General features: G+C 70.0%; 4 protein-coding genes (1 of these 4 running past the window's edge). All 4 read left to right on the top strand.

The window, feature by feature from the left end; translation table 11 throughout:
- Tightly spaced (each overlapping or abutting the next), the 4 genes in view from fabD to ODR01_RS05065 form a layout consistent with a single transcriptional unit that may run on beyond the window.
- On the top strand, positions 1-2,304 hold the full coding sequence (gene fabD / locus ODR01_RS05050; RefSeq protein WP_316976518.1) for an ACP S-malonyltransferase: 2,304 nt from the start codon (positions 1-3) through the stop codon (positions 2,302-2,304).
- Entirely contained in the window at positions 2,304-22,199 is a 19,896-nt protein-coding gene (locus ODR01_RS05055) for an SDR family NAD(P)-dependent oxidoreductase (RefSeq protein WP_316976519.1), read from the top strand. The genes fabD and ODR01_RS05055 overlap by 1 nt, the downstream gene beginning before the upstream one ends.
- Positions 22,196-23,521 carry a flavin-containing monooxygenase gene (locus tag ODR01_RS05060; RefSeq protein ID WP_316976520.1) on the top strand — a complete coding sequence of 442 codons (1,326 nt, stop codon included), beginning with the start codon at positions 22,196-22,198 and terminating at the stop codon, positions 23,519-23,521. The genes ODR01_RS05055 and ODR01_RS05060 overlap by 4 nt, the downstream gene beginning before the upstream one ends.
- Positions 23,518-25,221 carry the 5' portion of a non-ribosomal peptide synthetase gene (locus ODR01_RS05065; RefSeq protein ID WP_316976521.1) on the top strand. 17,937 nt of this gene lie beyond the right edge of the window, so only the first 1,704 of its 19,641 coding nucleotides appear in the window; the start codon lies at positions 23,518-23,520; its stop codon lies beyond the right edge, outside the window. The genes ODR01_RS05060 and ODR01_RS05065 overlap by 4 nt, the downstream gene beginning before the upstream one ends.

Raw genomic sequence — 25,221 nt, forward strand, 5'->3', positions numbered from 1 at the left:
ATGAAGGCATTCCTGTTCCCGGGCCAAGGGGCCCAACGGATCGGCATGGGCGCCGAGCTGTTCGAGGCGTTTCCCGATCTGGTGGCTGAGGCCGACGGCTGCCTGGGCTATTCCATTCGCGAGCTCTGCCTGAATGGCCCGATCGAGCGGCTGACCCGGACCAATTTCACGCAGCCGGCCATCTATGTGGTCTCAGCGCTCAAGTACCTTGAGCAACGGGCGGCGCGCGGACGGCCCGATTGCGTGCTGGGCCACAGCGTGGGCGAGTATGTCGCCCTGTTCGCCGGCGGCGTCTTTGATTTCCGGACCGGCCTCAGCCTGGTGCAGAAGCGCGGCGAACTGATGGACCGCGCCCAGAGCGGCGGCATGGCTGCGGTGCTGGGGTTGGAGGCCGGTGCGATCGAAGAGGTGATCCGTCGCCACAATCTGGCTGACATCTATCCGGCGAATTTCAATACCCCGCGCCAGATCGTGCTGTCGGGCCGGCGCGATGCCGTGATCGCCGCCGAGCCCCTGTTTCGCGAGGCCGGGGCCAGCCATTACGTGGTGCTGCAGGTGGGGGGCGCGTTCCATACCCCGCTCATGGCCGAGGCCGGCCGGGACTTCGCCGCTTTCGTTGCCGACATTCCCTTTGAAAAGCCGCAAATCCCGGTCATCTGCAACGTTACCGCCCGCCCCCACAGTGCCGATCGCATCCGCGAGCGCATGATCGAACAGATCACCGCCCCGGTCCGCTGGTGCGACAGCATCCGCTACCTGCTGGCCAAGGGCGCCCGTTTCGAGGACTTCACCGAGATCGGTCCCGAAGGCCAGGCGGTGGTCAAGCCGATGGTCAAGCGCATCGAGATGGAGGCCGGCCCGCTCGATGGCGCCCTTCTGGCCGCCGAGGAAGCCGCCGCCCAGCCGACGCAACCCTTGCCCGCCCCGCCGTCCGCGCCGTCCCGGTCGTCCGGCGGGATCACCCCGGCGAACCTGGGATCGCGCGCCTTCTGCGACGATTTCGGCGTGCGTCATCCCTGTCTGTGCGGCGCCATGTACCAGGGCATCTCCTCGGTGGACCTGGTGGCACGCGCGGCCAGGGCCGGCATCCTGGCCTTTTTCGGCGCCGGCGGCCTGCCCATGCCCGAGGTGGCGGCGGCCATCGCCGCCATCCGCGCCCAGATTCCCGAGGGGGCGCCGTTCGGCGTGAACTTCCTCGCCCACGTCAACCGCCCCCACCTGGAAGACGAATTGACCGATCTGTTGCTTGCCCACGGCGTATGTACCGCCGAAGCGTCCGCCTTCATGGAGGTGACTCCCGCCCTGGTGCGGTATCGCGCCAAGGGCCTGGAGGCGGCGGCCGGCAACCGCATCGCGGCTCGCAACCGCATCATCGCCAAGGTGTCGCGGCCCGAAGTGGCCGCCCAGTTCCTGGCCCCCGCGCCCGAGCGGATCGTCACCAAACTGGTGGAGAGCGGCGCCCTTGACGCCGACGAGGCCGAATTGCTGCGTCATGTGCCCATGGCCGATGCCATCTGCGTTGAATCCGATTCCGGCGGCCACACCGACCAGGGCAGGCCGTTCACCTTGATTCCCGCCATGCTGCGGATACGCGATGCCGCGGCCGACCGCTTTCCGCGGTTCGGGCGCGTCCACGTGGGCGCGGGCGGCGGCATCGGAACGCCCGAGGCGGCGGCGGCCGTGTTTGTGCTGGGTGCCGAATTCATCGTCACCGGATCGGTCAACCAATGCACCGTCGAAGCGCGAACCAGCGACGTCGTCAAGGACCTGCTGGAAGGCATGGGCGTTAACGACACGGCCTATGCTCCGTCGGGTGAAATGTTCGAGCTGGGCTCGAAGGTGCAGGTGCTGAAGAAGGGGCTGTTCTTTCCGGCCCGCGCCGAGAAGCTGGTGGCGCTTTACCGCCAGTTCGATTCGCTGGACGCGATCGACGCCGCCACCCGCGCCCAGATCGAGGAACGCTATCTGCATTGCCGCTGCGAGGAGGTGTTCGCCGGGCTTTGCGCCTCCTATCCACCGGCCGAAATCGAAAGGGCCGAGCGCATGCCCAAGCACAAGATGGCGCTGGTGTTCAAACGCTACTTCCGGGACAGCAGCCGCTGGGCGCTGGCCGGCGATGTCGAGCACAAGGTTGATTTCCAGATCCATTGCGGCCCGGCCCTGGGCGCCTTCAACCAATGGGTCGCGGACGACGCCATGGCCTCGTGGCGCCAGCGCCACGCCGATGACATCGCGCTCAGGCTGCTGGAGGAAACTTCGGCCCTGCTCAACCGCCGTTTCTCCAGCCTGGCCGGCGTCCTCTGATGAACCCATCCGCCGCCCCCATCGCCATCATCGGCGTCGGCCTGCGCCTTCCCGGGGCCGATAGCCTGGACGGCTTTTGGGGCCATCTGGCGGCGGCACGCTCGCTGATTTCCGAAGTCCCGCGCAAACGCTGGGACAAGCGCCAATGGCAGGGCAATCCGGCCAGCGAAAACAAGACCAACAGCATTTGGGGCGGCTTCCTCGACGATGCCGATTGTTTTGATGCCGCCTTCTTCGCCGTTTCGCCGCGCGAGGCGGCGTGGATGGACCCGCAGCAGCGCTTCGCCCTGGAGATGGCCTGGCATGCCATCGAGGATGCCGGGTATTGCGCCGGCGCCCTGGCCGGCAGCCGCACCGGCGTGTTCATGGGGGTCTGCCACTGGGATTACGCCGAGTTGCTGGAAAAGCATCTGACCCAGTTCGACGCCTACGCCCCCACCGGCATCGCCTTTTCCATCATCGCCAACCGGGTATCGCATTTCTTCGATTTCCGGGGCCCCAGCGTCACCAACGACACCGCGTGCGCCGCTTCGCTGACCTCGGTCAACGACGCCGTTCGGACGTTGCAGAACGGCGAATGCGATCTGGCCCTGGCCGGCGGCGTCAACCTGATCTGGTCGCCCAACCATTTCGTCGCCTTCGCCAAGGCCGGCATGCTGTCCAGGGACGGCCGCGCCAAGGTCTTCGACGCCGCTGCCGACGGCTATGTGCGTGGCGAAGGCGGGGCGATGCTGCTGCTGAAGCGGCTGGATCAGGCCGTCGCCGACGGCGACCCCATCCACGCGGTGATCCGAGGCATCGGCGTCAATCACGGCGGGCGCACCAATTCCCTGACCGTGACCAATCCCCAGGCCCAGGCCGCCCTTATTGTCGAGGTGCACCAGGCCGCCGGCATCGCCCCAGACAGTGTTTCCTACATCGAGGCCCATGGCACCGGCACGCCGCTCGGCGATCCCATCGAGATTGCCGGGCTGAAGCAGGCGTTCTCCCAATTGCACGCCTCGGCCGGCAGCGCGCCACGGCCCGAATCGTGTGGCATCGGTTCGGTGAAAACCAATATCGGCCATCTGGAAGGCGCCGCCGGGGTGGCCGGTATGGTCAAGGTGCTGGCCGCCTTGCGCCACGGGGTGTTGCCGGCCAATGTGGCGTTCGGGCGCCTCAACAGCCTTATCGACCTGACCGGCAGCGCGTTCCGCATCCAGACCGAGAGCACGCCCTGGCCCCGCGATGCCGCCGCGCCCCGGCGGGCCGCCGTCAGCTCCTTCGGTTTCGGCGGCTCCAACGCTCACGTCGTGATGGAAGACGCTCCCGCCGCGCCCGCCGCCGAGGCTGGCGCCGGGCCGCACGTGGTGCCTTTGGCGGCCAAGGACGACGAGCGGCTCACCGCCTACGCCGCCGAAGTGCTGGCTTTCGCGCGGGACCATGCTGCCGACACGGTACTGGCCGACCTCGCCTACACCCTGCAAACCGGCCGCGAGGCCATGCCCGCCCGGCTGGCCGTGGTGGCGCAGCGTTGGGACGACCTGGCCGCCGCCCTGGCCGCCGCCGTCGCCGGCCATGACCACCCGGCCCTCATCCGGCCGCAAACCGTGCCGTCGAAATCCATTGGCCCCTGGGCGGCCGCCGCCGCCTGGGTCGCGGGTGGCGACGGGTCCTGGGACGAGTTGTGGTGCGAGGAACCGAAGCCGCGCCGCATCCACGCGCCCCTTTATCCCTTTGACCGGCAGCGCCACTGGATGGACGAATCTTTTGGCGCCAAGGACGACGGCGTGGTGCCCCATCCGCTGGTGCAACGCAATCTCTCGGACTTTGCCGGCATCCATTTTCAGACCCGCCTGAAGGGGCCGGAATTCTTCTGGGCCGACCACCATGTGGGCGGCATCCAGGTGCTGCCCGGCATGGTCTATCTGGAGATGGCGCGCGCCGCCGCCGAGCGTGCGCTTGCCCCCTCGCCCGTCGCCCTGGCGTTCGAGAACGTGGTGTGGACCCGGCCGATACAGGCCGGAGACGGCCCGGTCACCGTGGATCTGCGGCTGTCGCGCCGGAGCGATGGCGGCGATGCCGTCGCGTTCGCCATCCAGGAAGCGGGCGGCGGAACCGTCGCCAATTGCCAGGGCGTGTTGCGGCCCGCCGCCTCGGCGGATATGGCGCGCGTCGATCTTGACGCGTTGCGCGCCGCCCTGCCGCACCGGCTGGAGCCGGAGGAATGCTACGCCCGCCTGCGCGCCAGCGGCGTCGTCCATGGCCCCACCTTCCGGGCGCTGTCTCAGGTTTACCAGGGCGAGGGCCAGGTTGTGGCCCAGATCAAGCTGGGCCGCCGCCTGCATCCGACCCTGGCGACAATGCCGGCCCATCCGGTGATGCTGGACGCCGCCATCCAGGCCTGGGTGGGGCTGGAGGGCGTGGCGATGGCCGGGGCGGCGGTGCCCTTCGCCTGCCGCCGCATCGAGATGCTGGGGCCGTGCGAGGCCTCCATGTGGGCCCGGGTCCGCGCCGCCCACGAGCCCGCCACCGACGGGCTGCGCCGGCTGGACATCGAGCTCTTCGACAAGGACGGCGGCCTGCGTGTTGCGTTCCATGACCTGTCGTTGCGGGTGATGGCACCGGCATCGGCTGCCGCCACCCTGCCGCGCCTGGCCCCGGAAACCGTCGAGGCCCCGTTCCTCGCCGTCGGCCGCTGGCAGCCGGCACCGCTGACCAACCGGCGCGCCGAACCCATGCAGAGCGTCCTCGTCCTGGCCGGACTGGATGCCGATCCGGCCATCGAGGTGCTGCGCCTGCCGCCGCCCGACGCCCTGGACATCCCCGCCACCGTGACGGCGTGGTTCACCGCGCTCTATGGCCGCATCGCCGACATCCTGCGGGGCAAGCCGCGCCGGCGCCAGCAGATCCTGGTGCTGGCCCCCGACGATTTGCCGGCGTTCCTGACCCAGCCGCTGGCCGCCTTGCTGAAGTCCGCGATGATTGAGCAACCCAAGCTGGACGGCGCCGTGATCCGCATCGCCGGTCCGCTGTCGCCTGAACGCCTGGCCACCATCGTCGAGGGTGAACGCCATCGCGCCGACGCCTGGCCCGAGCTGCGCTATGACGACCAGGGCCAGCGCCTGGCCTGGATGCCCGAGACAACGGACCTGCCCGAGGCGGTGCCCGCGCTTAACCCCGACGGCGTCTATTGGGTCACCGGCGGCCTCGGTGGGCTGGGGCGGATCTTCGCCGGCTGGCTGATCGGCCGCGGCGCCCACCATGTGGTGTTGAGCGGCCGCCGGGAAATCGGCGCCGACGATCCGCGTCTGGAGGAATTGCGGGCCGGCGGCGCCGACGTGCGCTATGTCGCCTGCGACGTCGCCGACCGCGCGGCGCTGCAGCGGATCGTGCCGGACCTCGGGCCGCTCAAGGGCATCATCCACGCGGCCGGCCTGCTCGACGACGGTTTCATCCTGGCCCGCGACGGCGCCGCCGAGTCGGCGGTGCTGGCGCCCAAGGTGACCGGTACCGTGAACCTGGACGAGGCGACGCGCGATACGGCGCTCGATTTCCTGATCCTGTGCTCGTCGGTGGCGGCCGTCTTCGGCAATGCCGGGCAGGCCGGCTACGGCGCCGCCAACGCCTTCATGGACGGCTTCGCCGACCAGCGGATGGCGATGGCGGCCAAGGGCGAACGACAAGGCGTTACGCTTGCCATCGCCTGGCCGCTGTGGGCGGCAGGCGGCATGGGCGTCGACGATGCCACGCTGGCCGCCCTGCATCGGCGATTTGGTACCGTTCCGATGCCCACGGAAGCCGGCTTGGCCGCCCTCGATCGCATCCTGGCCGCCGGCGGCCCTCCCCGAATCACCGTGCTGCACGGCGAGACCGAACGGTTGCGTCGCACCCTGGGCGATTTCGGCCGCGCCGCCGATGACGGCGCCGAGACGGCCGATATGGCCCCGGATGGCACGCTCGCCGTTCGCGCACAGTCCTTCGTGCGGGCCATCCTGGCCGACGTACTGCACCTGGAGCCGGAACAGATCCGCATCAACCGCAAGCTGGAGGAGTACGGCCTCGATTCCATCGCCATCGTCGAGGCCACCAACCGGCTGGAAGAGGCGCTGGGCCCGCTGTCCAAGACGCTCTTCTTCGAATATGTCGACCTCGCCGGCATCGCCGCCCACCTGGCCCAGGATCACGGCCCGGCCCTGGCCAAGGCGCTGGCCGAGGCCGGTATGTCCACCCCTCCCCCGTCGCCGGCCCAGCCGCTGCGGGGGACCGCCGCCGACGTCCGGCGCGAGGAGCCGGCCGACGGGCGTGGCCGCCACGACATCGCCATCGTCGGCTTGTCGCTCCGGGTCGCCAAGGCGGCCGACCAGAAGGCCTTCTGGCACATGCTGGCCAACGGTCTGGACGGCTTCGAGCCCTATCCCGCCAACCGCTGGAACCACAAGGCCCTGCTGCACCCGGAACGCGACGTGCTGGGCAAGACGGTGGTGCGCACCGGCGCCTTCCTCGACGACATCGCCGCCTTCGATCCGCGCTATTTCCGCATTTCCCAGTACGAAGCCGAATTGATGTCCCCCGAGGTCCGGCTGGTTCTGGAAGCGGCCGTCGAGGCGTTCGAGGATGCCGGCTATTCGCGCGAGACCCTCCAGGCGCGCTACGGCGGCGAGGTGGCCGTCATCGTCGGTTCGATGACCAACGAATACGACCTCTACGGCTTCCAGAACATGCTGATGCGCGGCGCCCTGGCCAGCGGCAGCTATACCGGCACCGTGCCCAACATGGTGTCGTACTTCTATGGGTTTACCGGGCCGTCCTATTTCCTCGACACCATGTGCTCGGCCTCGTCGACCTGCGTGCACGAGGCGGTGCACATGCTGCGGGCCGGGCGCTGCAAGATGGCGTTGGCCGGCGGCGTTAGCCTGCTTTTGCATCCGCAGAAGCTGATCGCCACGTCCCAGGAGCATTTCACCACCAAGACGGCCGAGGTGATCCGCGGCTACGGGCTGGGGGCCGACGGCACCATCCTCGGCGAAGGCGTCGGCGCGCTGGTGCTGAAGACCCTGGCCGACGCCAAACGCGACGGCGATCACATCTATGGCGTCATTCGCGGCACGGCGGTCAGCAATGCCGGCGTGCGCAACGGCTTCACCGTGCCCAATCCCCGCCAGCAGGCGGCGGCCATCGAGCGAGCGCTGGAGGATGCCGGGATCAATGCCGGCACCGTCGGTTATGTGGAGGGGCACGGCTCGGGCACCGCGCTCGGCGATCCCATCGAGATCAAGGCGCTGACCCAGGCCTTCCGCAAGCACACCGATGCCGTCCAGGTCTGCCCGATCGGCACGGTCAAAAGCAACATCGCCCACCTGCTGGGGGCCTCGGGTCTGGCCGGCATCGTCAAGGTCCTGATGCAGATGGCCCACGGCCAGCTGGCCCCGTCGCTGCACGCCGAGACGCTCAACCCCAACATCGCCTTCGAGCAGACGCCCTTCTATGTCCAGCGCGAACTGGCTCCCTGGCTCCGCCGGCGCGACGAAACGGGGGCCGAGATTCCCCGCCGGGCGGGGGTGACCTCCATCGGCGCCGGCGGCATGAACTCGCACATCGTCATCGAGGAATACGTCGCCCCAACACGCCCGCCGGTCCCGGCGGAACCGCAGTTGCTGGTGTTCTCGGCGATGGGCGAGGCCATCCTGACCGCCCTGGTGCGGCGGTTCCTCGACCACCTGGAGGACCATCCCGGCCAGAATCTCACCGATCTCGCCTATACCCTGCAGGTGGGCCGGAACGAGCTGCCGTGCCGGCTGGCGCTGGTGGTTCCCGATCTGGCGACGGCAACGGAGCGCCTGCGCGCGTTCGTCGCCGCGCCGGGCGCCGGCGCCGGGTGGCTCTATACCCGCTCGATCCTCGATGCCGACCCCGACAGCGCCGGATTGGAGGACGCCATCGGGGCGCGCGATCTGGAGGGCATCGCCGCCGCCTGGATATCGGGTGCCGCCATCGACTGGGAGCGTCTGCACCAGGGCTCCCATCCTCGCCGACTGTCGCTGCCGGCCTATCCGTTCGAGCGGGTGCGCTGCTGGTATCCGGAATTCGCCGATGCGCCCTCGGTCGTGCATCCGCTGGGAGCCAAGCTCAAGCTGCACCCCTTTGTCGGCACCAACCACTCCGACCTGACCGGCCTGCGCTTTTCCACCGCCATTCATCTGGGCGAGCTGCTGGATTTCGTCTTCAAGCGGAACGGCACGCCCGCCGTGCTGCCCAATGTGGCCATCGAGGCGGTGGCGGCGCTGGCCCGCATCGCCGGGCTGGAGGGGCCGCTGACCATCGCCGCCCTCGCCGTGCGCCAGGAGATGGCCTGGCCCCAGGTGACGGAACTGTCGGCCAGTCTGGAGCCGATCGCGGGCGGCCTGGAGGTGCGGATCGACGCCGTTGCCGAAAGCACTTTCCCCTGGGTCGAGGCCACCATCACGACCGGGTCCGACGCTCCTGCCCCGCCGCCGATCCCGTCGCTGGAGGGCGCCACGCGATGGGACGCGGCGGAGATCTACGCCCGAATGCGCGAACGCGGCCTCGACTTCCAGCCTTATCTGGAAGTGCTGGAGCAGGCCCGCCTGTTGAAGGACGGCGGCGTCCTGTGCGCGCTGCGCAAGGATCCTCCGCAACAGGACCATTTCAAAAGCCGCGAGCAGTTGCCCGCCGCCGTTTTGGGCGCCGCCTTCCAGGCGCTTCTGCTGGCCTCCGGGCAGGCGGGGGCCGCCCCCGGAGCCATCGATCACATCCGGTTGGTGGAGGCCGGCGCCATCACCCAGGTGCTGGCCCGGCCATCCGGCGACGGCACCTTCGCCCTGTGGTTCTTGAACGAAGCCGGTGCCACGGTCGCCACCATGGCCGGCATCCGACTGCAAGCTCTCTCGATTTCCTCTCCGCCCCAAGGGGGGGGAGAGGATCAAGGTGAGGTGGGGGATTCCAGGGCGCTGGCTGGCGCCCACCTCACCCTCCCATCGCTTCGCGACGAGCCCCTCCCTCTCCCCCCAACGGGCGGAGAGGGAGCAAGTCCCGAGTCTCGGCTTGGGCTGGAATTGCGCGTCATCGCCGCCTCGCTCCTGAAGTTCCCGCCCGAGCAGATGGCCTTGCGCGACGCCTTCTACGACCTGGGCTTCGATTCCATATCCCTGACCCGACTGGCCGATGCCATCGCCACCGCCTATGGCATCCCGCTGTCGCCGGCGGTGTTCTTCGAATGCGAACATCTTGAGGCGCTGAGCACCCACCTGATCGCCCGCCATCGCGTGCAGCTTCGTGGCGATGCCCCCGCCGGCCGCCCGGCCCAGGCCGCCAGGGCGCCCGAGCCCGCCTTGCGCGCCGCGCCGCCACCCAAGTCCCGGCGGGGCGGCATCGCCATCGTCGGCATGGCCGGGCGCTTCCCCGGTTCGCCGGATTTAGGGACGTTCTTCGACCGCCTGTTGGCCGGCGACGACCTGACCGGCCCCCTGCCGCTGGACCGCTATGGCCCCGCCTATGCCGAACGCGTGGCCCGAGCCGGGTTCGCCAGGCACGGCGGGTTCCTGACCGACATCGACCGCTTCGATGCCGCCTTCTTCCGCATCTCGCCCATCGAGGCCGAGCGCCTGGACCCGCAGCAGCGGCTGCTGCTGGAAACCGCTTGGCGGGCGCTGGAGAATGCCGGCTATGCCCCCGACGAACTGCCGGCCGATACCGGCGTCTTCGTCGGCGCCAGTTCGCTCGATTACGCCCGGCTGCTTGCCGATCACGGCGTGGCCTGCGACGGCTACGTGGCCACCGGCAATTCGCTCGCCATGATGGCCAACCGGGTGTCCCACGTGTTCAATCTGCGCGGCCCCAGCGAGACGGTGGACACCGCCTGTTCCAGCTCGCTGGTGGCGCTGCTGCGCGCGGCCGAGGCCCTGCGCCGCGATGCCTGCGCCGCCGCCCTGGTGGGCGGCGTCAACCTGACGCTGGCCATCGAAGGCTTCGAGGGATCGCACCAGGCCGGCATGCTGAGCCCCGAGGGCCGCTGCAAGACCTTCGGCGCCGCCGCCGACGGCTACGGGCGCGGCGAAGGGGTGGCGGCCGTCCTGCTGAAGCGCCTGGAGGATGCCGAGCGCGATGGCGACCGAATCCTCGCCGTGCTGATCGGCGGCGCCGAAAATCATGGAGGCCGCGCCGGATCGCTGACGGCGCCCAACGTCAACGCCCAGGCCGAACTGATTGCGGCGGCCATGGCCGACATCGACCCCCGCAGTGTCTCCTACATCGAAGCCCACGGCACCGGCACCAACCTGGGCGATCCGGCCGAGGTCAACGGCCTGCGCCGCGCCTATGGCCGGCTGATGGGCACGGAAACCGTGGTCCAGCCGTTCATCGGCCTCGGCACCGTCAAATCCAACATCGGCCATCTGGAAGCGGCGGCCGGACTGGCCGGGCTGATCAAGGTCGTGATGGCCATGGCGCGCGAGGCCCTGCCCGCCACCTTGCATTGCACGCCGGTCAACCCGCACCTGGAACTGGCAGGGAGCCCGTTCCGCTTGGTCCGCCAGAGCGAAGCGTGGCCGGTGGACGCCGGACGGCCGCGCCGGGCCGGCATCAGCAGCTTCGGCTTCGGCGGCACCAACGCCCACGTGGTGGTCGAGGATTACATAGAGGCCGCGCCGCCGCGCCGCCGCCCGCTGCCGCCGCGCGCCTTCGCCGCGACCCGCTTCTGGCTGCCCGGCGCCTCTGACGATGCCGCCGTCATCGTCACTCCCGGCTGGCGCGAGGCCCCACTTACCAAGACCGGGCGCCGTCCCGGCCGTCGCGTGGTGATCGCCTGCGAGATTGCCGTGGCGCCCGGCTTTGGCGCCGACTTGGTTGCGGGCGCCGCCGCGCCGGGGGACCTGGGCGCCCGCTATGGGGCGATGGCCGAAACGGTGCTGGACACCGTGCGTTCCGCCCGCGCTATGGCCGATACGCTGATCCAATTGGCGGTGCCCGTCGGCGACGAGCGGCAGGTCTATGCCGGCCTGGGCGCCATGCTGGATACCGCCGCTCTCGAAGCGCCGCGCCTGAGCGTGCAGGTCGTCGAGGTCGAGGCCGGGCTGGGCGCCGACGCCGTGGCCCGGTTGCTGGCCGACGAGGCTGCCGGTCCGCTCGAAAGCCGGGTGCGGCATGCCGGCGGCCGCCGCCAGGTGCGCGCCTGGACGGAACTGGCGGGTGGAGACGCCTCCGCTTCCCCATGGCGGCCGCGCGGCATCACCCTGATCACCGGCGGCATGGGGGCCTTGGGCCGCCTTATCGCCCGCGACATCGCCCGCCACGCCCCCGGCGCCCAGCTGGTGCTGACCGGCACCGCCGCCGAGGATTCACGGCGCACCGACTTTCTCGACGAACTGCGAAGCCTGGGCGCGGCGGCCGTTTACCGCCGCGTCGATACCAGCCGGCCGGAGGCGGTGGCTGCCCTGGTGCGCGACATCGTCGAGGTGCAGGGAACGCTGAATGCCGTGGTCCATTGCGCCGGCGTGCTCAGGGACGGCCTGATCTTGCGCAAGACCGCGGATGACCTGGCGGCCGTGCTGGCGCCCAAGGTCGCGGGAACCCTGGCGCTGGCCCGAGCCTGCACCGATGTGACGCTGGATGCCTTCGTGCTGTTCTCCTCGCTGTCGGGCGTGGTGGGCAACGCCGGGCAGGCCGATTACGCCGCCGCCAACGGCTTCATGGGTGCCCTGGCCGAGTGGATGGGCCTGCCCCTGGTGGCGGTGGATTGGCCGCTGTGGGCGGAAGGCGGCATGAAGGCCAACGAGGCCGCGCAGGCCGCCCTGTTCGGCCGCATGGGGCAGCGGCCCCTGCCGACCGACGCGGGACTGGTGGCGCTGCGGCGCATTCTGGCGGCGGGGGTGCCCCGCGCGGCGGTGATGGCCGGCGATGCCGCCCGCATTCGTGCCTTCTTCGCCGCCGCCCACGGGCCGGTCGCAGTGCCGGCCGAAGCCCCGCCCGCCGGCGACCAGCGCCTGGCCGAACGGGTGGGCGCCAAATTGCGCGAACTGTTTGCCCGCGTCGGCGGTTTCGCGGCCGGCGCCATCCAGCCCTACACGCCGCTGGAAGAATACGGCATCGATTCCCTGATGATCACCCGCCTGAACGCCGCCCTGGGCGACGTCATCGGAGGGGTGCCCAAGACGCTTTTCTTCGAAAACCGCACCTTGGCCGAGGTTGCCGACACCCTGAGCCGCCGCCATGCCGAGGCGTGCGCGCACTGGGTCGGCCTGGGCGGCACTCCGGCAGCGGTGGCCGCGCCGGCAAAGGTGGCGGCGCCTGCCGTCCGATCCCCTGGCCCCGTTGCCGAACCCATCGCGGTGATCGGCATCAGCGGCCTCTACCCCGGCGCCGCCGACTTGAACGGCTTCTGGGCCAATCTGGCCGCGGGTCGCGATTCGGTGGGCGAAATCCCCGCGGAGCGCTGGGACGTGGATGGGTTCTTCAACCCCGACCCCGACGAGGCGGTGGCACGCGGCATGAGCTATGCCAAATGGGGCGCCTTCCTCGACGGCTTTGCCGATTTCGACCCGCTGTTCTTCAAGATCGCGCCGCGCGACGCGGCGGCCATGGACCCGCAGGAACGGCTGTTCCTGATGTGCGCCTGGCAGGCGTGCGAGGATGCCGGCTATACCCGCGCCCGGCTGGCGGCCGCCAATCCCGGCCGCGGCGGAGCGAACGTCGGCGTGTTCGTCGGGGTAACCAAGACCGGCTTCGCCCTGCATGGGCCGTTCATGGGCGATGGCGGCGCGATGGTGCGTCCCATGACGTCCTTCGCCGGCATCGCCAACCGGGTGTCGCACACGCTCAATCTCACCGGTCCCAGCCTGCCGGTGGACACCATGTGCTCGTCGTCGCTGACCGCCATCCACGAGGCGTGCGAGCACCTTCGTTCGGGTGCCGTCACCATGGCGCTGGCCGGCGGGGTCAACCTCTATCTGCACCCCGGGGCCTTCATCGACCTCAGCGCGACGCGCATGCTAAGCCCGGATGGGCGCTGCCGCAGCTTCGGCAAGGGCGCCAACGGCTTCGTCCCCGGCGAGGGGGTGGGTTGCGTGGTGCTGAAGCCGCTGTCGCGCGCCTTGGCCGACGGCGACCGCATCCATGCACTGATCCGCGCCACCGCCATCAATCACGGCGGCCGCACCAACGGCTACACCGTCCCCGACCCGGCGGCCCAGGGCGATCTGGTGCGCCAGGCCCTCGCCCGAGCCGGCCTGAATTCCCGCGCCGTCACCCTGATCGAGGCGCACGGCACCGGCACCGAACTGGGCGACCCCATCGAACTGGCCGGCCTGACCGAAGCGTTCGCCGCCGACACCCCGGAGCGCGGCTTCTGCGCGCTGGGCTCGGTGAAATCCAATATCGGACATCTGGAGGCGGCGGCCGGCATCGCCGGGCTGACCAAGGTCATCCTGGCGATGAAGCACCGCCAGCTGCCGCCCACCCTGCACGCCGACGAGGTCAATCCGAACCTCGACCTCGAGGCCAGCCCGTTCGTGCTGCAACGACGCCTGGCCCCGTGGCCGCAAGGCCCGCGCATCGCCGGCGTGTCGTCATTCGGCGCCGGCGGCGCCAACGCCCATGCGATCGTTGAGGAATGGCCAACGTCCTCCTTCCCGGCGGCCGAAGCCACGCCGTCCCTACCCGGCCCGCAGGCGGTGGTGTTGTCGGCCCGCGATCCCGACCGCCTGCGCGAGCAGGTCCGGCAACTGCTGGCGATGCTGGACGCCCCCGCTCCCGGAGCCGCCGTCGGGACGGCCGGCTTGGCGGATGAACTGCGCGCCGAACTGGCCCGCATGCTGGCGGTGGCGCCAAAGCAGATCGATGGGGCCGAGCCGTTCGATTCCCTGGGAATGGACTCCGCCCAGCATCTGGCCTTGCGGCGCTGGGTCGAGGAGCGGTTCGGCCTTGCCCCGGACCCCGCCGTCTTCGCGCATCTGAGCACGCTCGATCAGGTGGCCGCCCATGTGGGCGCCGAACAGCCCCAGGCGGTGCCCGCCAATAGCGCACCCCCGCTGGCCGATCTCGCCTACACTTTGCAGATCGGGCGCGAGGCCATGGAGTGCCGCTTGGCGCTGGTGGCCGAATCAATTCCCGCCGTGGTCTCGGCGTTGCGCGGCTGGCTGGACGGTGCCGACGGCGCCGGCCTTTATGCCGGCCGGGCCGGCGAGCATCGCGACATCCTGGGCGCGCTCGGCGACGAGGACGCGCTTGGCGAGGTGATCGCCCGCTGGTGGACCCAGGGCCGGCTGGACAAGATCCTCGGCCTGTGGGTCAAGGGCCTCGACGTCGATTGGGCGGCGTTGCCGCGCCAGGCGCGTCCCGCCATCGTCTCGCTGCCCGCCTATCCGTTCGAGCGCCGCCGCTTCTGGTTGCCGTCGGGGGATGGCGTCGCCGCCGCCATTACGGCGCCTCGGGGCGAGGAAGCGCTGCTGTTCGAGGCCGGCCGGCTGGATCGCCACATCGCCGCCATCCTGTCGGCGACCTTACGCCAGGGGCCCGCAATCGTGCCGGCCCTCGCCCGCTGGCAACACGCGGCGGAAAACCTGCTGGCCGAATGTCCGCCGGCCGGGGGGGACGATCCGTGGTCGGCGTGGGAGCGCTACCGCCACCAGGGCGGCCCGGCGGCGCAGATGGCGCTGGCCGAAGCCACCCTGCGCGCCCTGCCCGACATCCTCAGCGGCCGGCGCCCCGCCACCGCGGTGATGTTCCCCGACGGCGCCATGACTCTGGTCGAGGCGGTCTACAAGGACAACCCGGCGGCGGTCCGCTTCAGCCGCACCCTGGCCCAGGCGGCCGAGGCTTTCGTGCGGGGCTCTCCCGGCCGGACCCTGCGCGTCCTGGAAATCGGCGCCGGCACCGGCGGCACCAGCGGGCCGGTGTTCGACGCGCTGGCCCCGCATGCGAGCCGCATCGAGGAATACCGCTATACGGACCTGTCGCGGGCCTTCCTGATCCATGCCGAGCGCCGCTTCGGCCCGGGCTGGCCGCAGCTTGTCACCGCCGTGTTCGACGTCGAGAAGCCGCTGGCCGGCCAGGACGTCGCTCCCGGCGCCTATGATCTGGTGATCGCCGCCAACGTGCTGCACGCCACCGCCGACATGAAACGCACCGTGGGCCATGTGCGCGAGCTGCTGGCGCCGGGCGGCCTGCTGCTGATCAACGAAACCAGCCAGGCCAGCCTGTTCACCCACGTGACCTTCGGCCTGCTGGAAGGCTGGTGGCGCTTCACCGATGCCGAGCGGCGCATCCCCGGCACGCCCTCGCTGACGCCGGATGCGTGGCGCTCGCTGCTGGCCGAAAGCGGGCTCGATTGGGTTGCCGGCTCGACGCCCGAGGAATGCGCGCTGGGCCAGCAGATCATTGCCGCCCGCGCTCCCGGTCACGCTCGGGCGGTGCCGGCATCCCGTCCCGCCGCCGCCGTCCGGCAGCCGGCAGCATCGGCCCCGGTTGCCGGCGACGGGTTGCGCGACCGCCTGTTGGCCCTGGTCGGCGAGACGCTCAACATGGCGCCGGCCTCCATCGACGTCGACCGCCCGTTCGCCGATTACGGCCTGGACTCCATTCTGGGCGCCGACCTCGTGCACCGTATCCGCCGGGTGCTCAAGGTCGAGCTGGATCACACCCACCTGTTCGACTTCACCACGGTGGCCCAACTGGAAGGTTTCCTGGCCGCGCAAAATCCCGCCGCCGCGCCGGAACCCGTGGCTCCGGCCCGATCGACGGCGGCGGCGCCCGTCGCCCACGAGCCCATCGCCATCGTCGGCATGAGCGGCCGTTTCGCCAAATCCCCCGATGTCGAGGCCCTGTGGCGGCATCTGGTTGCCGGCGACGATCTGGTCGAGCCGGTCAGCCGTTTCGACCTGGCGCCGTTCTACAAGGATGCGGCACCGGGTTCCTATGGCCGCCATGGCAGCTTCATCGATGGCATCGAGCTATTCGATCCGGTGTTCTTCGGCATTTCCGGCCTTGAAGCCACCTACATGGACCCGCAGCAGCGGTTGTTCCTGGAGGAAGCCTGGAAGACCCTCGAAAACGCCGGCCATGCCGGTGACGACATGGCCGGCCGGGCCTGCGGCGTGTTCGTCGGCTGCAGCTCCGGCGACTATCAGGAGCTGTTCCGCAGCCAGCCGCCGGGACAGGCATTCTGGGGCAACACCAGCTCGCTCATCCCATCGCGTATCGCCTATTTCCTCGACCTCAAGGGGCCGGCGGTGGCGGTGGATACCGCCTGTTCCAGCGCGCTGGTGGCCGTGCACATGGCCTGCCGGAGCCTGTGGAGCGGCGAGTCCGAAATGGCCCTGGCCGGCGGCGTGTTCGTGCACTGCACGCCCAGGTTCTATCGCTACGCCAACCAGGCCAACATGCTGTCGCCCAGCGGCCGCTGCGCCGCCTTCGGCGCCGGGGCCGACGGCATCGTGCCGGGCGAGGCCGTGGGCGCGGTGCTGTTGCGGCCGCTGTCGGCGGCCGTGGCCGATGGCGACACCATCCACGGGGTGATCGTGGCGACCGGCATCAACCAGGACGGCACCACCAACGGCATCACCGCGCCCAGCGCGGCGTCGCAGGAGCGCCTGATGCGCGGCGTCTACGAGCAGTTCGGCATCGACCCCGCCACCATCGGGCTTGTCGAGGCGCACGGCACCGGTACCCGGCTGGGCGATCCCATCGAACATGCCGCCCTGGCCCGCGCCTTCGGGGCCGGACGTCCCAAGTCGTGCCTCCTGGGCTCGGTGAAGTCCAATATCGGCCACGCCACCACCGCCGCCGGCATCGCCGGGCTGATCAAGGTGCTGCTGAGCCTGCGCCACGCCACCATTCCGCCGACGCTCCATTTCAACGGCGGCAATCCGGCCATCCGCTTCGAGGACGGGCCGTTTCACGTCAATACCCAGCCGGCGGCGTGGCCCGTTGGGCCGGCCGGACGGCGCCGCGCCGCCATCAGCTCGTTCGGATTTTCCGGCACCAACGCCCACCTGGTGGTCGAAGAGGCCCCGGCGCAGCCCGCCCGGCCCGACGATGTCGGCCCGCACCTGTTCATCCTCAGCGCCCGTAACGCCGACCAGCTGCGCGAGCAGGCGGAACGCCTGGCCGGCCACCTTGAGTCCACCCCCTCCCTGCATCCTGCCGATGTCGCCTTCACGCTGCTGGCGGGGCGGCGTCACCTGGCCCACCGGCTGGCGGTGATCGCCGGCGATCTGGCCGAACTGGCTACCCGCTTGCGCCGCTGGCTGGCCGGCGATCATGCCAGCGGCGTCAAGGCGGCCGAGGTCGATGACAAACGCATTGAGGAGCCGTCGGGGGCGTCACCAAGCCTCGACGGGATGGCGGAAATGTATCTGCGCGGCGCGTCGCTGTCGGGCAAAATCCGGGTCCCCGGCGGCCGGCGGGTGCCCTTGCCGACCACGCCGCTTGCCGCCGGCCGCTATTGGGTCGATACCCCGGCCGCGCCGGACGGGCCGTTTGAAAAGCCGAAGGCAGTGCCGCTTCGGCTGGCCGATCCCGTCCGGCTCGCCGGGCCCTTCGCGGCCCAGCCCCCGGCCGGCCGCGTGATCTTGGCGCCGCTGGAGCCATCCGCGCTAACCGGCGAGCTAAGCCGGCCGCCCGATGCCGACGGTGTGCGTCATCTGCGCCTGTCGGGCCGCTGGGGCGCCGCGCCGGAGCGCCGGCTGGCCGAGGAACTGGGCGCCGTGGCGGTGGAGGATTCCATTCGGGCGGTGGTGGTTTCGACGGCCGGGAGTTGGGATGGCGCCGAGGGAAGTGGCGACGGGTCCGCGCTGCTCGCCTGTCCGGTGCCGGTGGTGGCGGCGCTGGCGGAGGCGGCCTCGGGTGCCGGGCTCAAGACCGTGCTTGCCGCCGATTTTGCGGTGCTGGCCGAAGGCGTGCGTTTCGAGGGGCAACGCCCGGGCATGCTGCGCAGCCCGGCTTCGCAGGTGGAAGCCGCCGCCTTGGCGTTGGCCCGCCAGATCGCCCAGGCGCCGCACTTGGCGCTGGTGGAACTGAAACGGACCATGCGCCAGCCCGACCGTCTGCCCGAGCCCCCGGCGCCGGAGTTTGAGGCGCTATGGGCCGAGGCCGAAGCGGCGCCACCCGTCGCCGCCACCATCGCCCGCGACATCCCCCTGGCCGCCTCGTGCATGACCATCGAGACTTACGATGACGGTGTCGTGGTGCTGCGCATGGTCGAACGCCAGCACAAGAACTCGTTCACCGAGCCGTTCATGGACGGCCTGGGTGAGGCCTTTGCCGCCGTCGGCCGGCTGGAAGGCGCCAAGGTGGTGGTGCTGACCGGCTTCGATGGCTATTTCGCCAGCGGCGGCACGCGCGACGGCTTGCAGGCGCTGCAACAGGGGACGGCCCGCTTTACCGACCGCAAGATCTACAGCCTGCCGCTGGATTGCCCGCTGCCGGTGATCGCCGCCATGCAGGGCCATGCCATCGGCGCCGGCTGGTCGCTGGGCATGTTCTGCGACCGGGCGCTGGCGGCAGCCGAGGGGGTCTATCACAGCAATTACCTGTGGTACGGCTTCACCCCCGGCGCCGGAGCGACCCTGATCTTCCCGCTTCGCCTGGGCGACGACCTGGGGCGCGAGGTGTTGTTTACCGCCCGCGAATACCGCGGCCGCGAGTTGGCCGGACGGAGCCCGAATTTGCGCGTGCTACCGGCGTCGCAAGTCCTACCGGCCGCGCTGGCGCTGGCCCATGGGCTGGCCCGCCAGCCGCGCGAGCGCTTGATCGCCATCAAGGCTCAGGCCAACCGCCCCATCGTGGATCGGCTGGATGCCGTTTTCGCCCGCGAACTGGCGATGCACGAAAAGACTTTCGTCGGCAATCCCCGGGTGCAGGAAAGGATCGAGCAGATGTTCCCGCCCGTCCCATCGGCCGTCGCCGCCGCCTCCGCAGCCCCAGCCGGCCGTGGCCCGGTCCGCAAGGCGGTGATCGATTCATTGGCCGAGGATCTGATGATCGCCGTCGACGACATTCGCGACGGCGCCGGATTTCTTGAACTGGGCCTCGATTCCATCCTGGCGGTGACCTGGATACGCCGGCTCAACGCCCTGTTGAAGGTGGAATTGCCGGCCACGGCGGTCTACGCCCACCCCACCGTCGGTGCCCTGGTCGACCACGTGGCCGGACTGCTGCCCGTCCCGGCGGCGGAAACGCCGCCGCCGGCACCACTGGTACCGGTCGTTGCCGTCGTCCAACCGTCGCCCGTCCGCCCGGAACCTGTTGTCCGGCCGGCCCGCACCGCGCGTTCCGCCGCCGATGCCGTGGCCATCATCGGCGCCTCGGGGCGGTTCCCGAAGGCGCCGGACCTGGAAGCGTTCTGGGGCAACATCCGCTCGGGTCGCGACTGCATCGACGAGGTCCCCGGCGATCGCTGGGACGTGGCGACGTATTTCCATCCCGACCCCCTGCATCCCGGCACGTCCTATTGCCGGTGGATGGGCGCCATCGACGACGTGGACCGCTTCGACGCGCCGTTCTTCAACATCACGCCGCGCGAAGCCGAGTTGATGGACCCGCAGCAGCGGCTGTTCCTGCAGCATGCGTGGCAGGCCTTCGAGGACGCCGCCCTCGATCCGACGGCCCTGGCCGGCAGCCGTTGCGGCGTCTTCGTCGGGGCCGGCTCCAGCGGCTACGGCGACCTGATCGACGAACACAATGCCTACAGCCTGCTCGGCACCTCCGGCTCGATCCTGGCGGCGCGCATTGCCCATTTGCTGGACTTGCGCGGCCCCTGCATTTCGCTCGATACGGCCTGCTCCAGCTCGCTGGTGGCCATCGCCGAAGCGTGCAACAGCCTGCTGGTGGGCGACAGCGACCTGGCGCTGGCGGGCGGCGTGTGCGTCCTGATCGGGCCCGGCATGTTCATCGACACCTCCAAGGTCGGCATGCTGTCTGCGGACGGCCGCTGCTTCACGTTCGACGACCGCGCCAACGGCTTCGTTCCGGGGGAAGGCGCCGGCGTCCTGCTGCTGAAGCGCCTCGAAGATGCCGAACGCGACGGCGATCCCATCCACGCGGTGATCCGCGGCTGGGGCGTCAACCAGGACGGCCGCACCAACGGCATCACGGCGCCCAACCCGCAAGCCCAGACCCGGCTGATGAAAGACGTTTACGGCCGCTTCGGCATCGAGCCCGCCAGCATCGGCCTGATCGAGGCGCACGGCACCGGCACGCCGTTGGGCGATCCCATCGAGATCGAGGGACTGAGCGATGCCTTCGCCGGGCTGGGCGATCGCCCCGGCACCTGCGCGCTGGGTTCGGTGAAAAGCAACGTCGGCCATCTGCTGGCCGCCGCCGGGGTGGCCGGGGCGATCAAGGCCATGCTGGCGGTGGAGAGGGGCGAACTGCCGCCTTCCATCAATTTCGTACAGATGAACGAGCACATCTCGCTGGATGGCACGCCGTTCACCGTCAACACCGCCCTGCGGCCATGGTCGCGGCCGACGGGCGGCCCGCGCCGGGCCGCCGTCAGCGCCTTCGGGTTCTCCGGCACCAACGCCCACGTGGTGGTCGAAAGCCATGAGCGGCCGGCCGCCGTCAGCCGGCCGGGGCCTTGGATCTTCGTGCTGTCGGCCAGAACCCGGGATCGGCTGATGGAGTATGCCGGCGCGATGGAGCGGTTCATCGCCGCCCATGCCGAAATCGACCTCGGCGAACTCGCCCACACGTTGCAGGTCGGCCGCAAGGTCCATGGTGTGCGGTTGGCCTTCGTCTTTGATGACCGCGACGGGCTGCTGCGCGCCCTGGAGTCGTTGGACGCCGGACAGCCCCTGGCCGGCATTACCCTCTCCACGGGCGATGCCGACGCCATCGCCTTGTTCGAGCAGGACGATGACGCCCGCGCGCTGGCTGCCAAGTGGCTTGCCTCGGCGGATGGCGGCAAGCTCGCCAAGGTGGCCGAGCTGTGGGCCAAGGGCATGTCGGTGGACTGGCGTGCGTCCCCGGCGGCGCGCCGCCTGCATCTGCCCGGCTATCCGTTCAGCCGCGACCGCCATTGGGTGACGCCGCCGGCCGAGGCCGCGGCGATAGCCCCGCAAACGCCGGCGCGGTCCCACCCGCTGTTGGACGCGCGTCCCGGCCCGGCGCGGTTCTCGGTCCCGATCCAGGGCGACGAGCCCTTCGTCACCAGCCACGCCACCGGCACCGAACGGGTGGTGCTGGGGCTGTTCCTGCCCGAACTGGCCCGCGCCGCCGCCGAACGGGCGACCGGACGGCCGGTGCTGGGCCTCCGGCATCTGGTGTGGGGGGCGCCGATGCGGGTGAACGGCAAGCCGCGCCAGTTGGACGTTACGATCGAGGCCGACAGCGAAGGCCTGCTCTATCGGGTGGCGGCGGATGGCGAGGAGGCGACGCCCTGCCACGTGGGCGAAATCCTGACCGGGGACGAGGCGGCGATGCCGCTTGACCTGATCGCCCCCGACGCTTCGCCCTCCCGCGTCGGCACCAGCGACGCCTTCCGCCGCTTCGCCGCCGGCTGCGACGCCCATTCCGGCCCGGCGGCTCCCGAGGCCGCCCAGGTGCGCGAGGTCTGGCGCCAGGGCGACGACCTGATGGCCCGCGTCGTGCATTCAGGCGATGGCGCCGGTTTCGATCCCCTGGTTCTCGACGCGGCGTGGCGGCTGACTGCCTTCCGCGCCAACGGCTGGCGGGCCGAGGGCGGGCCGCTGCCCTTCCCGCTGGCGATGGACCGGGCGCTGACCGCCGGTCCCGTGCCGCCGGAATTTATTGTCCGCGTTTGGACCCGTCCGGGTGAAACCCATCCCAACATTGCCGTGCTGGACGATCAGGGCGTCGCGCGCCTGTGTCTGGATGGCCTGAGGACGGCGCATTTCACAGAGTTGGCGGAAATCCTCGTAGGGGAAGGCCTGGAATCATGAGCAAGGCATTCAAAGTCGCCGTCATCGGCGGCGGCCCGACCGGGATCGGCGTCGGCCGCGAATTGGCCGAGGGCGGCATCGATTTCGACCTCTACGAGGCCGCATCCGATTTCGGCGGCGTCTGGAACAGCGAGGCCGCCTGCGGCCGCACCTATGAGTCGCTGCACCTGATTTCCCCCAAGTTCAATACCCAGGTGCCGGATTTCCCGATGCCGGACGACTATCCGGTCTATCCCAACCATCGCCTGATGCTGCGCTACATCCGCTCCTACGCCAGCCATTTCGGGCTCTACGACCGCGCCCGCTTCAACGCCCCCATCTCCCGCCTGACGCCCGAAGGCAGCGGCTGGCGGCTGACCAGCGGCGCCGGGCATGACGGGGTGTATTCGCTGGTGGTGGTGTGCACCGGGCTGCACCGCGAACCCCGCTATCCCGACCCCGCCTATCCCGGCACCTTCACCGGCGAGGTGCTGCATTCCCGCGACTACAAGGGCCTGGACCAGGTGCGCGGCAAGCGGGTGCTGGTGGTGGGCGGCGGCAATTCCGGCTGCGACTTTGCCGTCGACGCCGTGCATGCGGCGTCCGCCGTCTACCACAGCACGCGGCGCGGCTATTACTACCAGCCGAAGTTCATCGCCGGAAAGCCGACGCCGCAATGGATGATGGAACTGGGAGCCAAGTTCAAGACGAAGCAGGAGACCCAGGCCTACATCGCCCAGGTGTTCCGGCTGGCCGGCTATGACGGCGCCGATTACGGCCTGCCTCGCCCGGACTATCCGTTGGACGGGGCGCATCCGGTGATGAACTCGCTGATCCTCTATCACATCGGCCACGGCGATATCGTCCCCAAGGGCGACATCGCGTCCTTCGCCGGCAGGACGGTCACGTTCAAGGATGGCTCGGCGGCGGACATCGACCTCATCCTTTACGCCACCGGCTATCGCCGCGACTTTCCCTTCCTCGACAGCACGCTGCTGGAATGGAAATCGGGCATTCCCGACCTGTTTTTGCATTCCACGCCGCGCAACCACGACAACCTGCTGTTCATGGGCTTCATCAATTCCGCCGCCGGTCTGGGCGACGGCCTGAAGACCCAGGGACTGTTCGTGCTCAATTACGCCCGCGCGCTGGCCGGCCGCACGCCCGGCCTCGAGGCGTTCCTGGCCGCCAAGAAGGTGGACCGGCCCGACCTCGGGCAGGATCAATTCGTCAAATCCTACCGCCACCTGTGGGAGGCCGATTTGTGGAAGCTGCTGGGCCACATGCGCCACTATCGCGACATGCTGGCCCAGGAAGACGACGTTGCCGTGGTGGCGCGATGACCGACAAGCCCACCCCCGATCTCGATGCCGCCATGAGCCGCCTGCTGGATCAGGAGCTGATGGCCGGCATCGGCCCGGCCGAGGCGCCATCGGCCCCGGCCGCCGCCCAGCCGTCCGAGGCGGCGATCCCCGGCCTGCGGGAGCGCTTGGAAGCCGATGTGCTGGGCATCGCCGCCGACGCCCTGCGCATTCCGGCCGAGCAGTTGGACCCCACCGAGAATTTGGCCAACTTCGGCGTCGATTCGATCGCCATCACCGAAGTGATGGTGAAGATCTCCCGCGTCTTTGGCATCTCGGTGGCGCCCACCACCTTCTTCGAGGCCCGCCACCTCAACGATCTGGCCCGCATCCTGGGCGAGCGTTACGCCAAGCCCATCGCCGCCCACTATGCAAAGGCGGCGGCCCAAGCCGAGCTGGCTCCACCGGCGGCGGCGCCCATGACCCCCACCAAGGCCACCGCCGACGACGTGCCGGCGTGGCTGGCCCGCCACCGCGCGATGCGTCGCCCCAAATCCGCCGTGTCCCGCGAACCCGCGATGACCGATTGCCCCATCGCCGTCATCGCCATGGCCGGCAAATTCCCGCAAAGCCCGGATCTGGAGACGCTCGAAGCCCATCTGCGCCGAGGCAACGACTGCATCGAAGAGATTCCCGCCGACCGCTGGGACTGGCATTCCGTCGACGGCGATCCGCGCAAGGGCCCCTTCACCAACGTGAAGTACGGTGGCTTCGTCCCCGGTCACGACCTGTTCGACGCGGCCTTTTTCAACATCTCGCCGCGCGAAGCGGAACTGATGGATCCGCAACACCGGCTGTTCATCGAATGCGTGTGGACGCTGATCGAGCGGGCCGGTCATGCGCCGGGCTCGCTGAGCGGAGAAAAGATCGGCCTGTTCCTGGGCATCAACCTGCTCGACTACGTCAACATGGTCAATCGCGCCGGCATCATGGAAGCCCAGCAGATGACCGGCCTGGGACACGCGTTTTGCCCCAACCGGCTGTCCTTCCTGCTCGACATCCACGGCCCCAGCCAGGTCGTCGACACCGCCTGCTCGAGTTCGCTGGTTGCCCTGCTCCGCGCCATCACGAGCATCCGCCAGGATGGCTGCAGCATGGCCATCGCCGGCGGTTCGAACCTGATGTTGACGCCGGATCAGCATATCCTGTTCTCGCAGGTGGGCATGCTGTCGCCCGGCGGGCGCTGCCGGTCCTTTGGGAGCCAGGCCGACGGTTACGCCCGTTCCGACGGGGTCGGCGCGGTGCTGCTCAAGCGCCTGGATCTGGCCGAACGCGACGGCGACACCATCCTGGGCCTGATCCGTGGCTGGGCGGAGCACCATGGCGGCGCGGCCACCTCGCTGACCGCCCCCAATCCTCGGTCGCAAGCCCGCCTGATCGTCGACGCCTACCGCCATGCGGGCATCGATCCGCGCACCGTGACCATGATCGAATGTCACGGCACCGGCACCTCGCTGGGCGATCCGGCGGAGGTCGAGGCGCTGAAGACCGCCTTCGCCCAACTGTACCGCGACCATGGCCTGGAGCCGCCGACCGCGCCCCATTGCGGCCTGGGATCGGTGAAATCGAACATCGGCCATACCGAAACCGCCGCCGGCATCGCCGGGCTGGTCAAGGTGCTGCTGGCGATGCGCCACGGCATCCAGTACCGCTCGCTGCACTGCGAGGAACCAAACCCGCTG

The sequence above is a fragment of the Shumkonia mesophila genome (genome assembly GCF_026163695.1).
Taxonomy (GTDB): domain Bacteria; phylum Pseudomonadota; class Alphaproteobacteria; order Rhodospirillales; family Shumkoniaceae; genus Shumkonia; species Shumkonia mesophila.

Bases quoted from the DNA above. Each gene is read 5' to 3' on its own strand.
- fabD (WP_316976518.1), top strand. From the start codon at position 1: ATGAAGGCATTCCTGTTCCCGGGCCAAGGGGCCCAACGGATCGGCATG.
- ODR01_RS05060 (WP_316976520.1), top strand. From the start codon at position 22,196: ATGAGCAAGGCATTCAAAGTCGCCGTCATCGGCGGCGGCCCGACCGGG.
- ODR01_RS05055 (WP_316976519.1), top strand. From the start codon at position 2,304: ATGAACCCATCCGCCGCCCCCATCGCCATCATCGGCGTCGGCCTGCGC.